The 18,471-nt window shown below is 73.0% G+C and carries 10 protein-coding genes and 1 pseudogene; 2 read left to right on the top strand and 9 right to left on the bottom strand.

Annotated elements, in window-relative coordinates; all coding sequences use genetic code 11:
- Positions 1 to 42 precede the first annotated feature (42 nt).
- From ABZ810_RS13735 to ABZ810_RS13705, 7 genes are all read right to left on the bottom strand, one after another.
- A complete protein-coding gene (locus ABZ810_RS13735; protein WP_358402902.1) occupies positions 43 to 1,629 on the bottom strand; it encodes an alkaline phosphatase D family protein in 1,587 nt (528 codons plus the stop codon).
- A 34-nt stretch (positions 1,630 to 1,663) separates the two neighbouring features.
- Positions 1,664 to 5,380: a glycosyl hydrolase gene (locus ABZ810_RS13730; RefSeq protein WP_358402901.1), complete on the bottom strand. Its 3,717-nt coding sequence runs from the start codon at positions 5,378 to 5,380 to the stop codon at positions 1,664 to 1,666.
- Positions 5,377 to 6,204 (bottom strand): carbohydrate ABC transporter permease, encoded by an 828-nt coding sequence (locus ABZ810_RS13725; RefSeq protein ID WP_358402899.1) that lies wholly within the window; start codon positions 6,202 to 6,204, stop codon positions 5,377 to 5,379. The genes ABZ810_RS13730 and ABZ810_RS13725 overlap by 4 nt, the downstream gene beginning before the upstream one ends.
- Positions 6,201 to 7,166 carry a sugar ABC transporter permease gene (locus tag ABZ810_RS13720; RefSeq protein WP_358402897.1) on the bottom strand — a complete coding sequence of 322 codons (966 nt, stop codon included), beginning with the start codon at positions 7,164 to 7,166 and terminating at the stop codon, positions 6,201 to 6,203. Before ABZ810_RS13720 ends, ABZ810_RS13725 begins: the two co-directional genes overlap by 4 nt.
- A gap of 2 nt (positions 7,167 to 7,168) precedes the next feature.
- Positions 7,169 to 8,464, bottom strand: a complete 1,296-nt coding sequence (locus tag ABZ810_RS13715; RefSeq protein WP_358402896.1) for an extracellular solute-binding protein — start codon at positions 8,462 to 8,464, stop codon at positions 7,169 to 7,171.
- A gap of 98 nt (positions 8,465 to 8,562) precedes the next feature.
- Positions 8,563 to 11,331 carry a family 78 glycoside hydrolase catalytic domain gene (locus tag ABZ810_RS13710; protein ID WP_358402895.1) on the bottom strand — a complete coding sequence of 923 codons (2,769 nt, stop codon included), beginning with the start codon at positions 11,329 to 11,331 and terminating at the stop codon, positions 8,563 to 8,565.
- A 337-nt stretch (positions 11,332 to 11,668) separates the two neighbouring features.
- On the bottom strand, positions 11,669 to 12,457 hold the full coding sequence (locus tag ABZ810_RS13705) for a DeoR/GlpR family DNA-binding transcription regulator (RefSeq protein WP_358402894.1): 789 nt from the start codon (positions 12,455 to 12,457) through the stop codon (positions 11,669 to 11,671).
- 303 nt (positions 12,458 to 12,760) lie between these two features.
- Here ABZ810_RS13705 and ABZ810_RS13700 point away from each other — a divergent pair, with 303 nt between their 5' ends.
- Positions 12,761 to 14,374, top strand: a complete 1,614-nt coding sequence (locus ABZ810_RS13700) for an alkaline phosphatase D family protein (RefSeq protein ID WP_358402892.1) — start codon at positions 12,761 to 12,763, stop codon at positions 14,372 to 14,374.
- A gap of 115 nt (positions 14,375 to 14,489) precedes the next feature.
- Positions 14,490 to 15,929: an L-fucose/L-arabinose isomerase family protein gene (locus ABZ810_RS13695; RefSeq protein WP_358402890.1), complete on the top strand. Its 1,440-nt coding sequence runs from the start codon at positions 14,490 to 14,492 to the stop codon at positions 15,927 to 15,929.
- Between the two features lie 199 nt (positions 15,930 to 16,128).
- Here the strand turns inward: ABZ810_RS13695 and ABZ810_RS13690 are convergent, their stop codons facing one another.
- The gene (locus ABZ810_RS13690; protein WP_358402889.1) at positions 16,129 to 18,168 is read right to left on the bottom strand and encodes a bifunctional aldolase/short-chain dehydrogenase; all 2,040 of its coding nucleotides are present in this window, start codon (positions 18,166 to 18,168) and stop codon (positions 16,129 to 16,131) included.
- Between the two features lie 6 nt (positions 18,169 to 18,174).
- Positions 18,175 to 18,471: pseudogene (locus ABZ810_RS13685) on the bottom strand (rhamnose isomerase); the annotation flags it as partial.

The following is an 18,471-nucleotide window of genomic DNA, read 5'->3' as shown; positions in this document are numbered from 1 at the left end:
CGCCGCCCGCGCCCACCCGCGCGGACGGCGGCGTTCCGGGGGTCAGGCGGGTTGGAGGCCGGGGTTGGCGTTCTCGGTGACGTAGGAGGTGCGGGTGGTGATGGGGGCGCCGGGGCGGGTGACGTAGGGGAGGACGCGGAAGTCGGTGCGGAAGGTGTCGGCGTCCAGGGTGCAGCGCAGGTAGCCGCGCTGGTAGCTGGTGAACTTGATGTGCTCGTTGGCGTCCAGCAGGTTGCGGCCGCCCTGGTCCAGGTCCTCGCCGTCCATCTTGGTGGAGATGGAGGTCGCGACGAACTCGACGCCGATGGTGCGGGACGCCGGGTCGTCGAAGTCGAGCTTGAGGTCGGCGGCCATGTGGCGGTGCATGTCGCCGGTGAGGACGACCGGGTTGCGCACGCCGCGGTCGGCGATCTCGGTGAAGAGGCGGTCGCGGGCGGGCTTGTAGCCGTCCCAGAAGTCCATGACGAACGCGCGGCCGTCGCCGGGGACGGTGTCGACCTGGGTCACCGGGATCTGCTGGGGGATGACGTTCCAGGTGGCGCGGGAGCCGCCGAGGCCGTCGTACAGCCACTTCTCCTGTTCGGGGCCCAGCACGGTGCGGCCGGGCAGGAGGCGGTCGGCGCAGTCGCTCGTGCGGTCGCCGCACGCCTGGTCGGCGCGGTACTGCCGGGTGTCCAGGACGTGGAAGTCGGCGAGACGGCCGTAGGTGAGCCGGCGGTACAGGCGGGTCTGCGGGCCCTGGGGCTTGGCGGGCAGGCGCAGCGGCAGGTTCTCGTAGTAGGCCTGGGCGGCGGCGGCCTTGCGGAGGCGGAAGACCGCGGGGTCGGTGTCGGGCTCGCCGTCGGCCTTGGAGATGTCGCCCACCCAGTTGTCGTCGATCTCGTGGTCGTCCCAGACCATGACGAACGGGTGCGCCTGGTGCGCGGCGATGATGTCGGGGTCGTAGCGGTGCAGGGCGTGCCGCAGGCGGTACTGGGTGAGGTCGAACGGCTTGGCCTGGATCTCGGGCGGGACGGCGACGCCGCGGACGCCGCCGGTGGGGCTGATCTGGTTCTCGTAGATGTAGTCGCCCAGGTGGAGCACGACCGCGAGGTCCTCGTCGGCCATGTGGCGGTACGCGGTGTAGAAGCCCTCGAACCAGGCCTGGCAGGAGGCGACCGCGAAGTTCAGCCGCCGTGTCCTCGCCCAGGGCGCCGGGGCGGTGCGGGTACGGCCGACCGGGCTCAGCGTGCCCCGGACCCGGAAGCGGTAGAAGTACTCGCGGTCCGGCTGGAGGCCGTGCACCTCGACGTGCACGGAGTGGGCGAGCTCGGGGACGGCGAAGGCGTGGCCCCGGCGGACGACCTTGCGGAACCGTTCGTCGGCGGCCACCTCCCAGCCGACCTCGACCTTGCGGGCGGGCATGCCGCCGGAACCGTCCAGGGCCAGCGGTTCGGGCGCGAGCCTGGTCCACAGGACGACGCCGTCGGGCCAGGGGTCGCCCGAGGCCACCCCGAGCGCGAAGGGGTGGTCCTGGAACGAGGGAGCGGACCAGGCCGGGGCGGCGGACAGCCCCGCGGCGGCGGCGCCGATGCCGAGGGCGCCTCCGGTCACGAGCAGCTGGCGTCGTCCGATCAGGGGTTGGGGCATGTGCTCTCCAGGGGGAACGTGAGGGCCGGTGAGGTCAGGCGGACGTTCGGAGGACCACCGGGCCGAGCAGCCCGGACGTCCGCTGCCCGGGGAAGACGAAGTGGGTGGGGCTCGTCTCGTCGAGGTAGGGGGCGAGGGTGCCGTAGACGACGATCTCGATCTCGTTGCGGCCGGCGCGCAGCGCCGGGCCGAGGTCGAAGGTGTACGGGGCGCAGATCCGGACGCCCGAGGGGCGCCCGTTGACCGTCACCTCGGCGGTGCCGCGGACGCGGCCGAGGTCGAGCTCGGCCCGCCCGGGGACGGTCTCCAGGGGCAGGACCTGCCGGTAGCGGACGCCGCCGCTGTATCCGGCGAGCCCGGCGTCCTCCCAGTCGCCGAGCTCGATCGTCCCGGGCCCGACGGTGAACGTGACCGGACCGGCCAGCGCCGCGCCCTCCCGGTGCTCCGGCGGCGACAGCAGGCGCACCTCCGCGGTCCTGGCGGGCCGGTGGTCGCCGGGGAGCGTGACGTCGACGACGCCGTCGCGGTCGGGGGCCGTGAGCCGGACGCCGTCGAGGAGGAGGCCGGTGACCTCGCCGCGTGCGGTGAACCGCATCCGGGACGCGCCGGGCGGCACCTCGAACCGCAGCCGCTCGCCGCCGGGCCCCGCGTCCGGGACGGCGAACGACGCGGGCAGCACGGTGCCGTCGGCTGCGTCTTCGATCCAGGCGTCGTCCTCGATCCAGTGCGCGCCGGGCAGCGGGTGCGGGCGCCGTCGCAGGTGGAGGGCGGCGGGGTCGCCGTGCTGGGCGCGCCTGGGCACGACCGGCACCGGCGCGTCGTCGCGGGTGGCGTGCCAGCCGCCGTCCGAGACCAGCGGCCCGTCCACCAGGACGGCCGCCGGGCTCTCGTTCTCGGTGAGGACGAGGGTCAGCCGGGTGCCGGGCGCGCCGGCCAGGTCGTAGCGGCCGACGCGCGGCGCCTCCTGCTCGGCGTACGGGTCGAAGCCGCCCTGGCGTCCGATCTCCACGCCGTCGACCAGGATCCGGCACGGCGACGCCGACGCCACCTGGAGCAGGGAGGGCCCGCCGCGCGGCAGGTCGGCGCTGAACGACACCCGCGCGCCGGGACGCGCCGGGCCCGAGACGGTGATCCACTCGGGCCGGGCGCAGCGGGCCGGGTCGGTCACGACGGACAGGTGGCCGCGCAGCCGTACGTTCTCGTCCGGCACCAGGCGCAGTTCGAGGTCGTGGTCGCCCGGCGGCAGCGGCGCCCTCGTCGCGGCCAGGTGACCCCGGTCGTCGAGGGGCGCCTCGGTCCCGTCGACCAGCAGCGTCTTGGCGGCGGCGGCGCCGACCACGGCGAAGCCGCCCCCGGCGGGAACGGTCACGCGGGTGCGCAGCACCACCCGGCTCCCGGCGGCGACGTCGCCGAAGTCGAGGAACTCCTCGGGGACGTGCCCCTTGGGGCCCAGCGCCGCCCGGTGGATCGGGTCCTTGCGGATGCCCCGGGTGTCGGAGTAGACCACGGGGCGCCACCGATCGTCGCCCGCGCCGGACCAGAGCCCGTGCGGCCCGAAGGTCGCGTGGACGGGCGTCCAGTCCCCGGCGAGGTCGTCGTCCTCGGCCTGGTGCCAGAGCCGCCAGCGTTCCAGGGACGGCATGTCCCCGGCCGGGCGGGCGAAGTCGCCCCAGCCGTTGTCGAGGGTCGGCACCAGCTCCATGTCCCAGGTCGAGCCCAGGTCGACCTCGTTCACCAGGGGCGCCGGCGAGGCCGCCTCCGCGTCCTGCCCGGCGGCCGCGGCGCCGGGGAACACCAGGAGCGCCGCGGGGCCGTCGTCGAACGGCACCACCACCTCGGCCGACGCCCGTTCGCCGTCTCCCGAGGCGACGACCGGCAACGTCCGGGGCCGCCCGCCGAACGGGCTGACCAGGTACGCCGGGCCGGCGCCGACGCCGTGCACCCGGACCCGCATGTCGCGGTGGTACCGGCCGGGGTCGAAGTCGTAGGTCACGTCCAGCCAGCCGAGGTCGGCGCCGCGCTCGTCCGGGCGGCCCACCGACACGCGGCTGGCCATCGACTCGCTCGCGGTCAGGAACACCACCGTCGCGCCCTCGACCTCGCGGACCAGCGCGGGCACCGGCGCCTCGACCCGCCGCGAGCCCGCCAGCAGGGGGCCGAGCGAGGAGGCGTCCGGCACGGTCTCCACCAGGGCCGCCAGCCGCGCGACCACCGCGTCCGCCTCGCCGGCGTCCTCCGCGCCGACGCCGTGCCGGGGCGGCGGGCCGACGGCGATCACGCGCCCGCCCCGCTCGGCCAGCGCGACCAGCCGCCGGGCGGTCTCCGCCTCCAGGACGGTGCAGGCGGGCAGCAGGACCGTCCCGTACGACTCGCCCGCGACGTCCAGCCGGCCCTCGGCCACGGTGGCCCGCTGGACCGAGTCGTCGTCGATGACGTCGGCGTCGACGCCGAGCCGGTCGAGCGCGCCGGGCTTCATCTCGAACCAGGCCATGTCGCCCACCAGCGCCCGGTAGGTGTCCTGGGCCAGCGCGGCCGGCGGGGCGGCGCCGTCGAGCCGGGTGCCGGCCTGCGCGGTCGCGGTCGGGAACAGCACGGCCACGTCGCAGACGTGCCGGCCCAGCGACAGCGCGGCGCACAGCCGGGTGACCGCGTCGGCGAAGACCCGGTGGTGCGGCCAGTAGGGCTGCCGCCAGTCGGTGGACGGCGGCGCCCACTCCCACCAGCCGGCCTTGGTCGTGTAGTAGGCGGCGTGCGGGTTGTAGAGGGTCGCCCCGGCGCGCAGCCATGGCAGCAGCCAGTCGAACGTCTCCTCCAGCGTGCCGCCCCACCCGCTGGAGTGGAACGCCTCGATCCACACGCGGTCCCTGCCGTAGAGGTGGGCCAGGGAGGAGTGCACGCGCGCGTCGCCGTGGTGGTCCGAGCCGGGCGCGCCGAACCAGCGGTGCGTGCGGGCGTAGTCGGCGTAGAGCCGCACTCCGTCCACGGGACGCCCGGCGCGGGCCGGGTCCTGCTGGTCGCAGCCGTGCAGCAGCCCGTGCCGGGCGTGCCAGTCCGCCAGCGGCCGGAAGAACGCCTCCTCGGCCAGCTCGGCGCGGGTCAGATGGTAGTCGCGCCGGATCCGGTACGCCTCGTCGCCGTCCTTCCACAGGTACGGGAGGGCGGGCGTCAGGTCGTAGCCGCGCCGGGCGGCGAACTCCCCGGCGAACCCCTCCGTCCAGGTCGGCAGCGCGGGCAGCTCGTCCTGGAACGAACCGACGATCACGTTGCCGAGGCGGTGCCCCAGCCGCCGCTCGAACTCCCCGTGCACGCGGTCGATCAGCTCCGCGCAGGCCTCCGCCGACAGGTAGTCGAACCCGCGCGCCGTGGTCCGGCCGTCGCGCTCCAGCCACTGCCCGGCGAACGCGGGGACGTCGCGCACCAGCCGTGCCTGGAGGTCGGCTCCCGAGAAGCCGAGCTGGTCGTAGAACCAGAGCGACACCCCGAGCCGGTCGGCGTCCTCGCACACCCCGTCGAGCAGCTCCCACCACGCGTCGGTGAAGAAGGCGGGCTCGTCGGCGTCGGAGCCGAACATCGGCCCGGACGGCGCCAGGTTGAGGATCACCAGGTTGTGGACGCCGCCCGCGGTGAACCGTTCGAGCTGGTCGCGCAGGCGCCGCCGGTCCAGCCGTTCGCCGCTCCACCACCAGATGGGCGCGGGGGAGTAGGCGCGCGGCGGCGTGTCCAGGACCTCGCGCAGCAGGCCGGGGATCATCCCTTCAGTCCGCTCGCGAAGCCCTTGATCACGTACCGCTGCAACACCAGGAACACGGCGAGGATCGGCAGCGCGGCCAGCACCAGCCCGGCGAACACCAGCCCGTTGTCGGAGACGTACTGGCCGACGAACGCGAAGATCCGCACCGGGACCGTCTCGCGGGTGGAACCGCCCAGGTAGAGCAGGGGCGTGAAGAAGTCGTTCCAGATGAACACCGCGTTGAGGATCAGCACGGTGCCGGTGATGGGCCGCAGCAGCGGGAAGACGACCCGGGTGAACGCCTGGAAGTGCCCCGCGCCGTCGATCAGCGCGGCGTTGGCGTAGTCGGCGGGCAGCGCCCGGATGAACCCGGTGTAGAGGAAGATCGTGAAGGGCAGCTGGATCCCCGTGTAGAAGATGATCATGCCCTGCATGGTGCCGAGCAGCCCCGCGTCGTCGACCAGCTTGAAGAGCGGGATCATCCCGAGCTGGAACGGCAGCACGATGCCCAGCAGGAACAGCACGTACAGCCCGTAGCCCAGCCGCGAGGCGCGGCGGGACAGGAAGTAGGCGGCGAACGAGCCGATCGCGATCAGCGCCAGCAGGCTGCCGATCGTGATCACCGTGCTGTTGAACAGCGCCGGGCCGAGCTCGGCGCGCGTCCAGGCGTTGCCGAAGTTGTCGAACGTCGGGCTCGTCGGCGGCGCCAGCGGCGACTCGGCGACCGAGCGCTGGTCCTTGAGCGACAGCGTGACCAGCGCGTACACGGGGAACAGAAAGGCGAGCGCGACGGCGATCATCACCAGTTCCAGCGCGAACGTGCGCAGTCCGTACCTGATGTTCACGCGACCTCCCGTCCACGCAGGTAATGGATCTGCACCATCGACACCGCGGCCACGAACAGCGCCAGGACGAGGGCGATCGCGGTGCTGTAGCCGTAGTTGCCGAAGACGAACGCCTGCTTGTAGAGCACGGTCGACAACGTCTCGCTGGCGTGCCCGGGGCCGCCGTTGGTGGCGGCGTAGACCTGGTCGAACAGCTTGAGGCCGCCGATGGTCGACAACATCAGGTTGATGGTGACCGCGGGCGCGAGCAGCGGCCACGTCACGTGCCGGAACCGCTGGAAGCGGCTCGCGCCGTCGATCATCGCGGCCTCGTGCAGGTCGGCGGGCACGCCCTCCAGCCCGGCCAGGAAGATCACCATGGAGTAGCCGGCGAACTGCCAGATCACCATGCCGGCGATCGACCAGATCGCCAGCTCCGGGTTCCCCAGCCAGTCCTGGCGCAGCCCGCCCAGGCCCACCGCGCCGAGGATGCCGTTGAGCCCGGCGTCCGGCGCGGGGTTGTAGATGTACTTCCAGAGGAACGCCACCATCACCGGGCTGACCACGGCCGGGGCGAAGAAGACGACCCGCAGCACCGTCCGCGACTTGATCTTGGCGTGCACGCCCAGGGCGAGCAGCAGCCCGACCGCGTTCTGCACGATCACGATCGCCACGGTCAGCAGCAGCGTGTTGACCAGGGAGCCGCGCGCCGCCTCGTCGCCGAACAGCTTGCCGAAGTTGGCGAACCCGTTGAAGTTCCGTTCGCCCAGGCCGTTCCAGTCGGTGAAGGCGTACACGATGCCGCTGAGGCTCGGGTACAGCACCACCAGGGCGTAGACGGCCAGGGCGGGGGCGGCGAACCACCACGGCGGAGACAGGAAGCGGGCTCCCCGCCGCCGCCGGGGGGTGCCCCGGCCCCGGCGGGCGGGGGCACCCGGCGGGGCGGCCCCCTTCGCCGGGGCGGGACGGGTGGTGGAGGTCACGGTCACTTCTTCCGGTAGGTCTCGTCCAGCTTGGCCAGCCCCTTGGGGATGGTCGTCCGGCCGCCCAGCAGTTCCTGCACCACGGCGAAGTGGGCCGGCTGGACCTCGGCGTTCGGCCAGCCCTGGTCCATGAACGGCACGGCCTTGTTGCCGTCGATGAACGGCAGGAACGAGTTCAGCACCGGGTCGATCTTGGAGCTGGAGTCACGGCTGATCGGCACGCAGGCGACGGCCTCGGCCCAGGCGTTCATGTTCTTCTGCTCGCCGAGGAACTCGATGAACGCCTTGGCCTGGTCGGCGTTCTTGCCGCGCGCGCTCACGCCGAGGCCGACGACCACGCCCGCCGGGATCCAGACCTGGGCCGCGTCGTCGGCGCCGGGCACCGGGAACATGTCCAGGTCGGCGGCGTCGGGGGCGGCCTTGCGGAAGTCGGGCAGCACCGCCGACACCTGGATCGCCATCGCGGCCTTGCCGGTGGCGACCATCGAGGTCTGCTGCTCGAAGGTGGTGCCGTTGGGGTTGTCGTTGAAGTACCCGCGCTTCTGCAGCTCCAGGTACATCTCCAGCGCCTCGGTCCAGCCCGAGTTCGCGAAGGTGGCGGTGCCCGCCCTCATCTGCTCGTCGAACTTGGGGTTCTTGGCGTACACGGTGGACGGGACGAGCGCGTAGGTGATCAGCTGGGTGACCCACTGGGTCTGGGCGCCCAGCGCGATCGGCACCTTGCCCTTCTTCTTGATCTTCTCGCAGACGTCCAGGAACTCGCTCCAGGTCTTGGGCGGCTCGACGCCCGCCTCCTGGAAGACCTTCTTGTTGTAGATGGCGCCGATGACGCTGGACCCGGCCGAGTAGAGGAACGTCTTGCCGTCCGGCCCGAACGCGGGCTTCAGTCCCGCCGGGACGCGCTTGGCCCAGGCCTGGTCGCTCAGGTCGGCCAGCAGCCCGGCCTTCTGGATCTGGCCCATGCTCATCGCCGAGCCGTCGCCGGGGAACACCACGTGGACGTCGGGGGCGTTGCCCGCGCCGAGCTGGGTGCGCACCGAGGTCTGCACCTGGTCGGTGGGGGCGAACGAGGCGTTGAACGTGCTCTTGGTGTACTGCTTGAGCAGCAGCTCCAGCGGCTTCTGCTGGTCGGCGACGGCGACCAGGCGCAGCGTGCCGCCCCCGCCGCCCCCGCCGCTCGCGCCGCCTCCGCCGGACGTCCCGCCACAGGCCGCCAGCGCGCCCATGGCGGCGACGCCTCCGGTCAGCCCGAGGAATCCGCGGCGGCTGAGCGCCGGCGTCCCGAACGACGATGTCATGAGTCCTCCTCGAAACCGCGGCACTGCGCCGCGATGGTGTTCGCGGCCCTCCGGGAGGGCCGCCACGAGCACCGCGGCCTGGGGCCGCGGATGCCGTCCTAGGGAACGGCGGGGGGCGGGCCGCCGGCGGCGGCGAGCCGCGGGTCGCCGGCGGTGATGTCGTCCGCGGTGAAGTGGTAGTCGCCCGAGGTCACCCGGCACAGGAGCGTTCCAGGCCCGGTGCCGGCGACCTGGACCCCGGCGGCGTCGGCCACCGGGACGCCGCTCTCGCGCACACCACCGGGATCGCCGGTGGGCACGTGCACGACCGCGGCCGATCCCGGCGGCACGCTCAGCTCCAGCGCGAGCACGCCGTCCGCCCGGGTCCACGCCGCCCGGACGGTGCCGCGCACCGACTCGTACGAGGCGCGCGCCCAGGTCAGGTCGCCGGGCCTCGGCCGGATGAGCAGCTCGCGGTAGCCGGTGGAACCGGGCGTCTGGGCGAGGCCGGCGACGCCCTCGTAGAGCCATTCGCCGATCGAGCCCAGCGCGTAGTGGTTGAACGAGTTCATCGCCGCGGCCTGGAAGCCGCGCTCGGCGGTGTAGCCGTCCCAGCGTTCCCAGATCGTGGTCGCGCCGTGCCGCAACGGGAACAGCCAGGACGGCGGATCGGTCCGGCGCAGCAGGGCGTGCGCCAGATCGGGCCGTCCGTGGGCGGACAGGACCGGGGCGACCAGGCTGACGCCGAGGAACCCGGTGGTGACGCCGGGGCCCGCCGCCTCGACCAGCTCGGCCAGGCGTTCGGCCGCGCGCGGCGCCAGGTCGTCGGGCAGCAGGTCGAACGCCAGGGCCAGCAGGTACGCGGTCTGCGTGTCGCCGGCGACGACGCCGTCGGGCGTGACGAAGCGGTCCGCGAAGGTCTTGCGGATGTGCCCGGCGAGGGTGCCGTACCGCCGCGCCGTCTCCGTCCTGCCCAGCACCTCGGCGGCGCGCGCGGTGAGGTCGGTGCTGCGCGCGAAGTACGCGGTGGCCACGACCTCGCGCGGCGTGGGCGCGGGGGCCAGCCAGTCGGCGAAGTGGGGGCCGACGCGGTGCCGCCACACCAGGTCGGGGTTGTGCCGGTGGACGTGGTCGACCCAGGCGCACATGGCGTCGAGGTTGCGCTCCAGGAACCGCTCGTCCCCGTACACCCGGTAGAGATGCCAGGGCACCAGGACGCCGGCGTCGCCCCAGCCGGGCGCGCCCTCGTCGGCGACGCCCGCCAGCCGTGGCGCGACGTTGGTGAAGCAGCCGTCGGGGGACTGGGCCCCGCGCACCTCGCGCAGCCAGCCCTCGAAGAACGCGGCGACGTCGGCGTTCAGGCAGGCGGTCGGCAGGAACACCTGCGCGTCGGCCAGCCAGCCCAGCCGCTCGTCGCGCTGGGGGCAGTCGGTGGGGACGCTGACGAAGTTGGAGCGCTGCCCCCAGCCGATGGCCTGGTGGAGGCGCTCGACGTCGGGGTCGGAACAGGCGAAGCCGCCCGCCCAGGGGGTGTCGTTGTGCAGGACGACGCCGGTGATGTCGGCGAGCGACAGCGCGGGCAGGCCGGTGACCTCGGCGTAGCGGAAGCCGTGGTAGGTGAAGCGCGGCTCGAAGACGGTCTCGGCCCCGGCGCCCGCGATGAGCACGTCCGTCGCGTCGGCGGTGCGCAGGTTGTCGGTGTAGAGCGCGCCGTCGTCGTCCAGGGCCTCGCCGTGCCGGATCGTCACGCGGTGGCCCGGTGTGAGGCCGCGAGCGGCGAGGCGGACCCGGCCGGCGAAGTTCTGCCCGAAGTCGACCAGGTGGCGGTCGGCGCCGAGGCGGGTGACGGTACGGGCGGCCAGCTCCTGGACGGCGCGCACCGGCGGCGCCACGGAGGCGGTGAGCAGGTCGTGGTCGGTGCCGGTGACCTGGGCGGGACGCCATCCGTCCGTTTCGGGGAACCCCGGGGCGTCCCAGCCGTGCGTCTCGAGCCGCAGGTCGTGGCATTCGCCCATCAGCAGGTCGGCGTAGCGGACGGGGGAGCGGCGGGTGCGCCACGTCCCGTCCGTGGCGACGACCTCGCGGTCGCCGTTCGCGTGCTCGACGTGCAGCTCGGCCAGCAACTCCGGGAACGCTCCATAGTGCGCGCCGGCACGGCGCGGGTCGAAGCCGACGAAGCCGCTCCACCAGCCGTCGGCCAGGGTCGCGGCCAGCACGTTCTCGCCGGAGCCGACGAGCGCGGTCACGTCGTAGGCCTGGTAGTCGATCCGGTCGCGGTAGTCGGTCCAGCCCGGGGCGAGCTCCGCGTCGCCGACGCGGTGCCCGTTCAGCCGCATCTCGTAGAGGCCGCGGGCGGTGACGTAGAGGCGGGCGCGCACGGGGGCGCCGGGGGTCTCGAACGTGCGCCGCAGCCGGACGGCGTGCTGGAGGCCGTGGTCGGTGAGGGCGAGCTCGCCCTCCTCCGGCGCGTCCACCACGTCGAGGTCGTTGACGTCGTGCGCGATCCATGACGCCCGCCAGGCGGCGGGGGAGAGCTGCCCGGTCTCGAACCACGAGGCGGCCTCACCGGTCGCGCCGTCCCCGGCGGTGACGGCGACCTCCCAGTGGTAACGCGTGCGGGCGGCCAGCACCGGGCCGGCGTAGCGGGCGGACACCGCGGCCGGGTCGTTCACCTCGCCGCTGTCCCAGACCTGCTCGCCTGCCTCGGTGCGCACCCGTACCCGGTAACGGGCGGGCGCGTCGCCCCGGCGCCCGGACGCGAGCCGCCACGACAACAGCGGAGCCGTCTCGTCCACGCCCAGCGGCTCGGCCAGGTGCTCACAGCGCAGCCCGTAGGGCGTCAGCGCCGTGGTGGGGTGGCCGGTCATGAGCCGCTCCGATCGCTGCATCAATTAACTGTGAATTAACACTCTGAAGTGTGAGTTGGAGCGTAGAGATACCGGTGTTGGGTGTCAAGATGTCAGATACATCACGTTACGAACGTGCGGAGAACGTGGACCATTCGGCCGTGGGGACGTGTGCGGCGAGATCCGATCCGGTCACGTTCTGGCACGTCATTAACGTTCACGGAGCCTGGCGAGGGCTGGTCGCGGCGTGGCGCCGACGGCCGGACGCGCGGCGCTGACGGACCCGGTCGGCGATAGTTAACAGTGCGATAAGAACAAGATCGAGCGTTATGAACGCGGACGAGACGGTCGAGGTGACCGCGGTGACCGAGGCGGTGCCTCAGGTGACGGCGACCTCGTAGGCGACCTTGTGCTCGTCCAGCTCGCGCAGCGCCTCGGCGCCGGCGCCGTCGTCGACGATGACGCGGTCGAACACCGACAGCGGCGCGACCCTGTGCAGCGCGACCCGGCCGAGCTTGGAGTGGTCGACCAGCAGCACGTTGCGCGCGGCGGCCTCGAGCATGGCCCGCTTGACCGACACGATGTGCTGCTCCTGGTGGTAGGCGAACCCGCCGGAGACGGCGGACGTCGACACGAAGCACAAATCGACCTGGAGCGCGGCGATGGCGTCCACGCACGAGACCCCCAGGAAGGAGTCGTGCAGCGAGTCGTACTCCCCGCCCAGCGACATCAGCCGGATGCCGGGCTCGCGGGCCAGGAGGTTGGTGGTCTCCAGGAAGTTGGTGATGACCGTCAGCGGGGTGACCTCGCCGAGCCTGCGGGCCAGCGCCAGGGTGGTGGTGGAGTCGTCGAGCATGACCGCCATGCCGGGCTCCACCAGGCGGGCCGCCTTCTCGGCGATGGCGTCCTTGGCCGGCTGCATGGACTTCTTGCGGTACGCGACGTTGCTCTCGAACACCCCGGACGGCTGCGCGGTGACCCCGCCCCGGTACTTGCGGACGATGCCCTGCCGTTCGAGCTCGTCCAGGTCGCGGTGGATCGTCATGAGGCTCACGCCGAACCGCTCGGCCAGCTCGCCCGCGGTGACCGACCCCACCGAGAGGACGTGGTCGGTGATGGCCTGCCGGCGCACGTCGGGCCCGCGCCGGCCGCCGATGTCCTTGGTCATGCTGCGATCCTCTCGTGGCGGGGCCGTTGTAAGTTAACACAGCCGGTTGATAGCGCCGGTCATCGCGGTCCGGGCGGATCTGCGGGGTCGTGCGCGCCGATCGAGCGCCCGAACGCTCCGCCGTCGAAAGGGATCTTGACGGCGTTCCGAGCCAGCCTTACGCTCAACTTCACATTTTAGAAGTTATGTTCACACATTCCCCCGTGTCTTCGTGACCCGCCCGGCGCCCCCTCGGGCGCCCCGGCCAGCTTCGTCACTCAGGAAAGGCCGTCCAGGCCCACCCCCCGCCTGAAGGGAAGTCAGATGTCCTCGAACGACCACGCGGTGTCCAGACGCAGGTTCATCGGTGCCGGCGGCGCCGGCGCGGCCGCGGTCATGCTGGGCACCGGGGCCCTGGGGGCATCGGCCGCCCACGCCTACACGCTGCGCAAGGCGGGCCTGTTCACGCTCGGCATCGCCTCCGGCGACCCCTCGCCCGGCGGCTTCGTGCTGTGGACGCGGCTGGCGCCCGAGCCGTTCGCGGCCGACGGCAAGGGCGGGATGCCCGACCGCCGCGTCCGGGTCGAGTACGAGGTCGCGCGCGACGAACGGTTCCGCCACGTCGTCCAGCGCGGAGCGGCGGTGGCGACGCCCGAGCTCGGCCACTCGGTCCACCCCGAGATCTCCGGGCTCCAGCCGGACCGCGAGTACCACTACCGGTTCCGCGCCGCCGGAGAGATCTCCCCGGCGGGCCGCACCCGCACGATGCCCGCCGCGTCCTCGCAGCCGCGCCGGCTGAACTTCGCGGTCGCGTCCTGCCAGGCCTGGCAGGACGGCTTCTTCACCGCCTACGACCACATCGCCGCCGAGGACCTCGACCTGGTCGTCCACCTCGGCGACTACATCTACGAGTACGAGATCCCGGTCAACAACCGTCGCGGCGTGCCCGTCCCGGGCCCGCAGTTCACCACCGAGACGTTCGACCTGGCCCGCTACCGGCTGCAGTACTCCCTCTACAAGGCCGAGGCGCCCCTGCAGAAGGCGCACGCCGCGTTCCCGTTCATCCACACCCTCGACGACCACGAGGTGGTGAACGACTGGGCCGACGACACCGTCATCATGGGCCGCCACCCGAACCCGGACCCGGCCGAGTTCGCGCGGCGCAAGGCGGCGGCGTTCCAGGCGTTCTACGAGAACCTGCCGCTGCGCCGGTCCCAGCTGCCCTCCGGTCCCGACATCCGGCTGCACCGCAGGATCTCCTACGGGCGCCTCGCCGACTTCACGATGCTGGACACCCGCGGCCACCGTGACATCCAGGCCTGCTCGTACGGCAACGGCACCGGCCGCACCAAGGACTGCGACGAACGGTTCGACGCCTCCCGCACCGTTCTGGGCGACCAGCAGCGGGAATGGCTGCTGGAGGGCTTCCGGACCTCGCGCGCCCGCTGGCACGTCCTGGGCAACCAGATGCCGATGGCCGAGACCGACTGGGACCCGGGGCCGGGCAAGGACGTCTGGGTCGACCCGTGGGACGGGTACGCCGCCGAGCGCAACGGCGTCCTGGCCGCCGCCCACGACGCCGGCGTGCGCAACCTGGTGGTGGTCAGCGGCGACCGGCACCAGAACTACGCCGTCGACCTCAAGCGCGACTACGACGACGCCGACTCGCCCACCGTGGGCAGCGAGTTCGTCGGCACGTCGGTCACCAGCGGCGGCGACGGGACCGACGTCGACGACCTCGGCCGCACGTTCCTGTCGGCCAACGCGCACATGAAGTTCTTCAACGCCCAGCGCGGCTACCTGCGGGTCAACGTCGACCGGGAACGGTGGCGCACCGACTTCCGGGTGCTGCCGTACGTGCAGAAGCCCGGATCCCCGGTCACCACCCGCGCCAGCTTCGTGGTCGAGGACCGCAAGCCCGGCGTCCAGCAGGCCTAGGGCGCCACCGCCCCGCCGCCCGCATCCCGCACCCCGCCGTCCCACCTGCCGTCCCACCTGCCGTCCCACCCTGCCGTCCCACCCTGCCGTCCCACCCGCATCCGAGGAGGACACCGTGACCGTCCCTGCCGAACTCCCGCTCGACCGCGTCGCAGCGCCGCGCGTCAAGGTCGGCCTCGTCGCCGGCGGCCTGGGCGCGTACTGGCCGCAGTTCCCCGACCTGCTGCCCCAGCTCCGCCGGTCCGCCGAGCGGGTGTCGGAACGGATGCGGGAGCTGGGCGCCGACGTGGTCGACGTCGGCTTCATCTCCGACGCCCAGGAGGGCGCGGTGGCGGCGGAGAGACTGCGGGCGGCGGGCTGCGACCTCATCGTCGGGTTCCTCACCACCTACATGACCGCGACGATGCTGGTCCCGGTCGCGCAGCGCAGCGGCGCACCGGTGTTGCTGATCAACCTCCAGCCGACGGAGTCGATGGACCACGCGTCCTTCGACACCGGGCAGTGGCTCGCCTACTGCGGCGCCTGCCCGCTGCCGGAGATGGCGAACGCGTTCGAGCGGTGCGGCGTCCCGTTCCGCTCGGTCAGCGGCTACCTGGAGGACGAGCGGGCCTGGACGAGGATCGGCCGCTGGGTCCGCGCCGCCGGGGTGCGGGCCGCGCTGCGCCACGGCAGGCATGGCCTGATGGGGCACCTCTACCCGGGGATGCTGGACGTCTCCACCGACCTGACGCTGGTCAGCGCCAACTTCGGCGGCCATGTCGAGGTCCTGGAGTTCGACGACCTGCGGGTCCGGGTGGAGAAGGTCACCGACGCCGAGGTCCGGGCCAGGAAGGACCACGCGGCGGAGATCTTCGAGCTGGCCGACTCGGTGAAGGACGACGACCTCACCTGGGCGGCCCGGGTCTCGGCCGGGCTGGACCGCCTGGTCGAGGACTTCGAGCTGGACAGCCTCGCGTACTACCACCGCGGGCTGGACGGCGAGACGCACGAGCGGCTGGGCGCCGGGATGATCCTCGGCGCCTCGCTGCTCACCGCGCGGGGCATCCCGGCGGCGGGGGAGTACGAGCTGCGCACCTCGCTGGCGATGCTCATCGCCGACCGGCTCGGCGCGGGCGGCTCGTTCACCGAGCTCCAGGCACTGGACTTCCACCGCGGCCACGTCGAGATGGGGCACGACGGGCCGGCGCACCTCGCCATCTCGGCCCGCCGCCCCCTCCTGCGCGGCCTGGGCGTCTACCACGGCAAACGCGGCTACGGCGTCTCGGTGGAGTTCGACGTCAAGCACGGTCCCGTCACCGCGTTCGGCATCATCCAGCGCCGCGACGGTCGCTACGCGCTCGTCGCCTCCGAAGGCGAGGTCGTCGACGGCCCGCTGCTCCAGATCGGCAACACCACGTCCCGGGTCGACTTCGGCTGCGACCCGGGCGAATGGACCGACGCCTGGAGCGCCACCGGGATCTCCCACCACTGGGCCCTCGGCACCGGCCACCGGATCGCCGACCTGCGCGCCCTGGCAGACCTGATGGGGATCGACCTCGTCGAGGTCCGCCCCTGAGCGGTTGTTGTTGACCAGCACGTCGAGGCGGCCGATGCCCTTGTTCGCGCCGGTGATCAGTGCCACGTGCTGGTGATCGGTGTGTGTGTTCATGCCCGCGAGACGCCGCCGGCCCGGGCCCTGTGGCGGCACGGCCGCGTGACGTGCGCCGCCGCCGGTCCCCGGCGCCGGGCGAGACGCGGGGGACCGGCGGACGCGGTCAGCGCAGGAAGGCGGCGGCCACTCCCGCGTCGACCGGGACGTGCAGCCCGGTCGTGTGGGTCAGGTCCCCGCCGGTGAGCGCGAAGACGGCGGCGGCGACGTGCTCGGGCAGGACCTCGCGCTTCAGCAGGGTGCGCTGGGCGTAGAACTCGCCGAGCTTCTCCTCCTCGACGCCGTAGACGGCGGCGCGGTCGGCGCCCCAGCCGGAGGCGAAGATGCCCGAGCCGCGCACGACGCCGTCGGGGTTGATGCCGTTGACGCGGATGCCGTGCCCGCCCAGCTCGGCGGCCAGGAGCCGCACCTGGTGGGCCTGGTCGGCCTTGGCGGCGCCGTAGGCGACGTTGTTGGGCCCGGCGAAGACCGCGTTCTTGGACGAGATGTAGACGATGTCGCCGCCCATGCCCTGCCCGGTCATGACGCGGGCGGCCTCGCGGGAGACCAGGAACGAGCCGCGCGCCATCACGTCGTGCTGAAGGTCCCAGTCGGCGACGCTGGTGTCCAGGAGCGGCTTGGAGAGCGACAGGCCGGCGTTGTTGACGACCAGGTCGACGCCGCCGAACGCGAGGACGGCCGCGGCCAGCCCCGCGCGCACGTCGTCCTCGCTGGTCACGTCGGCGGCCACGGCGACCGCCACGTCGGCGGGCCGCAGCGCGCTCGCGCCGAGCTCGGCGGCGACCTTCTCCGCCGCGGTGTGGTCCCGGTCGGCGACGACGACGCAGGCGCCCTCGGCCGCCAGCCGCCGGGCGGTGGCCGCGCCGATGCCGGAGCCGCCGCCGGTCACGAACGCCACCCGGGTCGCCAGCGGCTTGGGCTTCGGCATGCGCTGGAGCTTGGCCTCCTCCAGCGACCAGTACTCGATGCGGAACTTCTCGGCCTCCTCGATCGGCTCGTAGCGGGAGACCGACTCGGCGCCGCGCATCACGTTGATGGCGTTGACGTAGAACTCTCCGGCGACCCGCGCCGTCTGCTTGTTCGCGCCGAACGAGAACATGCCGACGCCGGGCACGAGCACGATCGCCGGATCGGCGCCGCGCATCGCCGGGGAGTCCGGCGTGGCGTGCCGCCGGTAGTAGGCGGCGTAGTCCTCGCGGTAGGCGGCGTGCAGCTCGCGCAGCCGCGCCTTGACGTCGTCCAGCGGCGCGTCCGCGGGCAGGTCCAGCACCAGCGGCGCGACCTTGGTGCGCAGGAAGTGGTCGGGGCAGGACGTGCCGAGCGCCGCGAGGCGGGGGTGCTCCGCGCGCGACACGAAGTCCAGCACGGTGTCGCTGTCGGTGTAGTGGCCCACCTGCGGGCGGTCGGTGGAGGCGAGCCCGCGGATCAGCGGGAAGAGCTCCGCGGCGCGGGCGCGCCGTTCCGCCTCGGGCGGCGTCGTGTGCACGACCGGCCCGAACGGGTCGGGCCGCCCGTGCTCGGCCAGATAGGTCTCGGCCGTACGGATGATCTCCAGCGAGTTGGCCTGGCATTCGGCGCCGGTCCCGCCCCACGCGGTGATGCCGTGCCCGCCCAGGATCACGCCGATCGCGGCGGGGTTCGCCGCCTTGATCTCCGCGATGTCCAGCCCGAGCTGGAAGCCCGGCCGCCGCCACGGCACCCAGGCCACCCGGTCGCCGAAGATCTCCCGGGTCAGCTTCTCCCCGTCGGCGGCGGTGGCGATCGCGATGCCGCTGTCGGGATGGAGGTGGTCGACGTGGGCGGCGTCGACGAGCCCGTGCATCGCGGTGTCGATCGAGGGCGCGGCGCCGCCCTTGCCGTGGGCGCAGTAGTCGAACGCGGCGACCATCTCGTCCTCGCGGTCGACCCCCGGGTAGACGTTCACCAGGGCCCGCAGCCGGTCCAGGCGCAACACGGCGAGGCCGGAGGCGGTGAGGGTGCCCAGGTCACCGCCCGAGCCCTTCACCCACATCAGGTCGACCGGCTCGCCGGTCACCGGGTCGGTCTCGGCCCCCTTGGCCGAGGTGTTGCCGCCGGCGTAGTTGGTGTTGCGCGGATCCGAGCCCAGGTCGCGGGATCGGTTCAGCAGGTCGTCGACAGTGCTCATGGTCGTTCAGGCTCCCCATCCGGCCTGGTCGCCGCCGACACGTTCGGCGGCGATCTTTTCGAAGTAGCCCGATGCCAGGTAGGCGGTGATCGGGTCGGCGGCCAGCCCGCGGTCTTGCCGCCAGCCGGCCAGGAGCGGGCGGACGTCGGTGTTGTAGGCGTCCATCAGCACAGCGTTGGCGGCCAGCACATCACCGCTCTGCTGTGCTTGCTTCAGAGCGGCGGTGTCGATCATGAGGGCCTTGGCGGTGGCCTCCTGCACGTTCATCACCGACCGGATCTGCCCGTGGATCTTCGGCTCGAT

This window comes from Spirillospora sp. NPDC047279 (assembly GCF_040643285.1).
Classification (GTDB): domain Bacteria; phylum Actinomycetota; class Actinomycetes; order Streptosporangiales; family Streptosporangiaceae; genus Spirillospora.
Note: the sequence above shows the minus strand (reverse complement) of the source record. Positions and strands in the feature narration are given on the sequence as shown.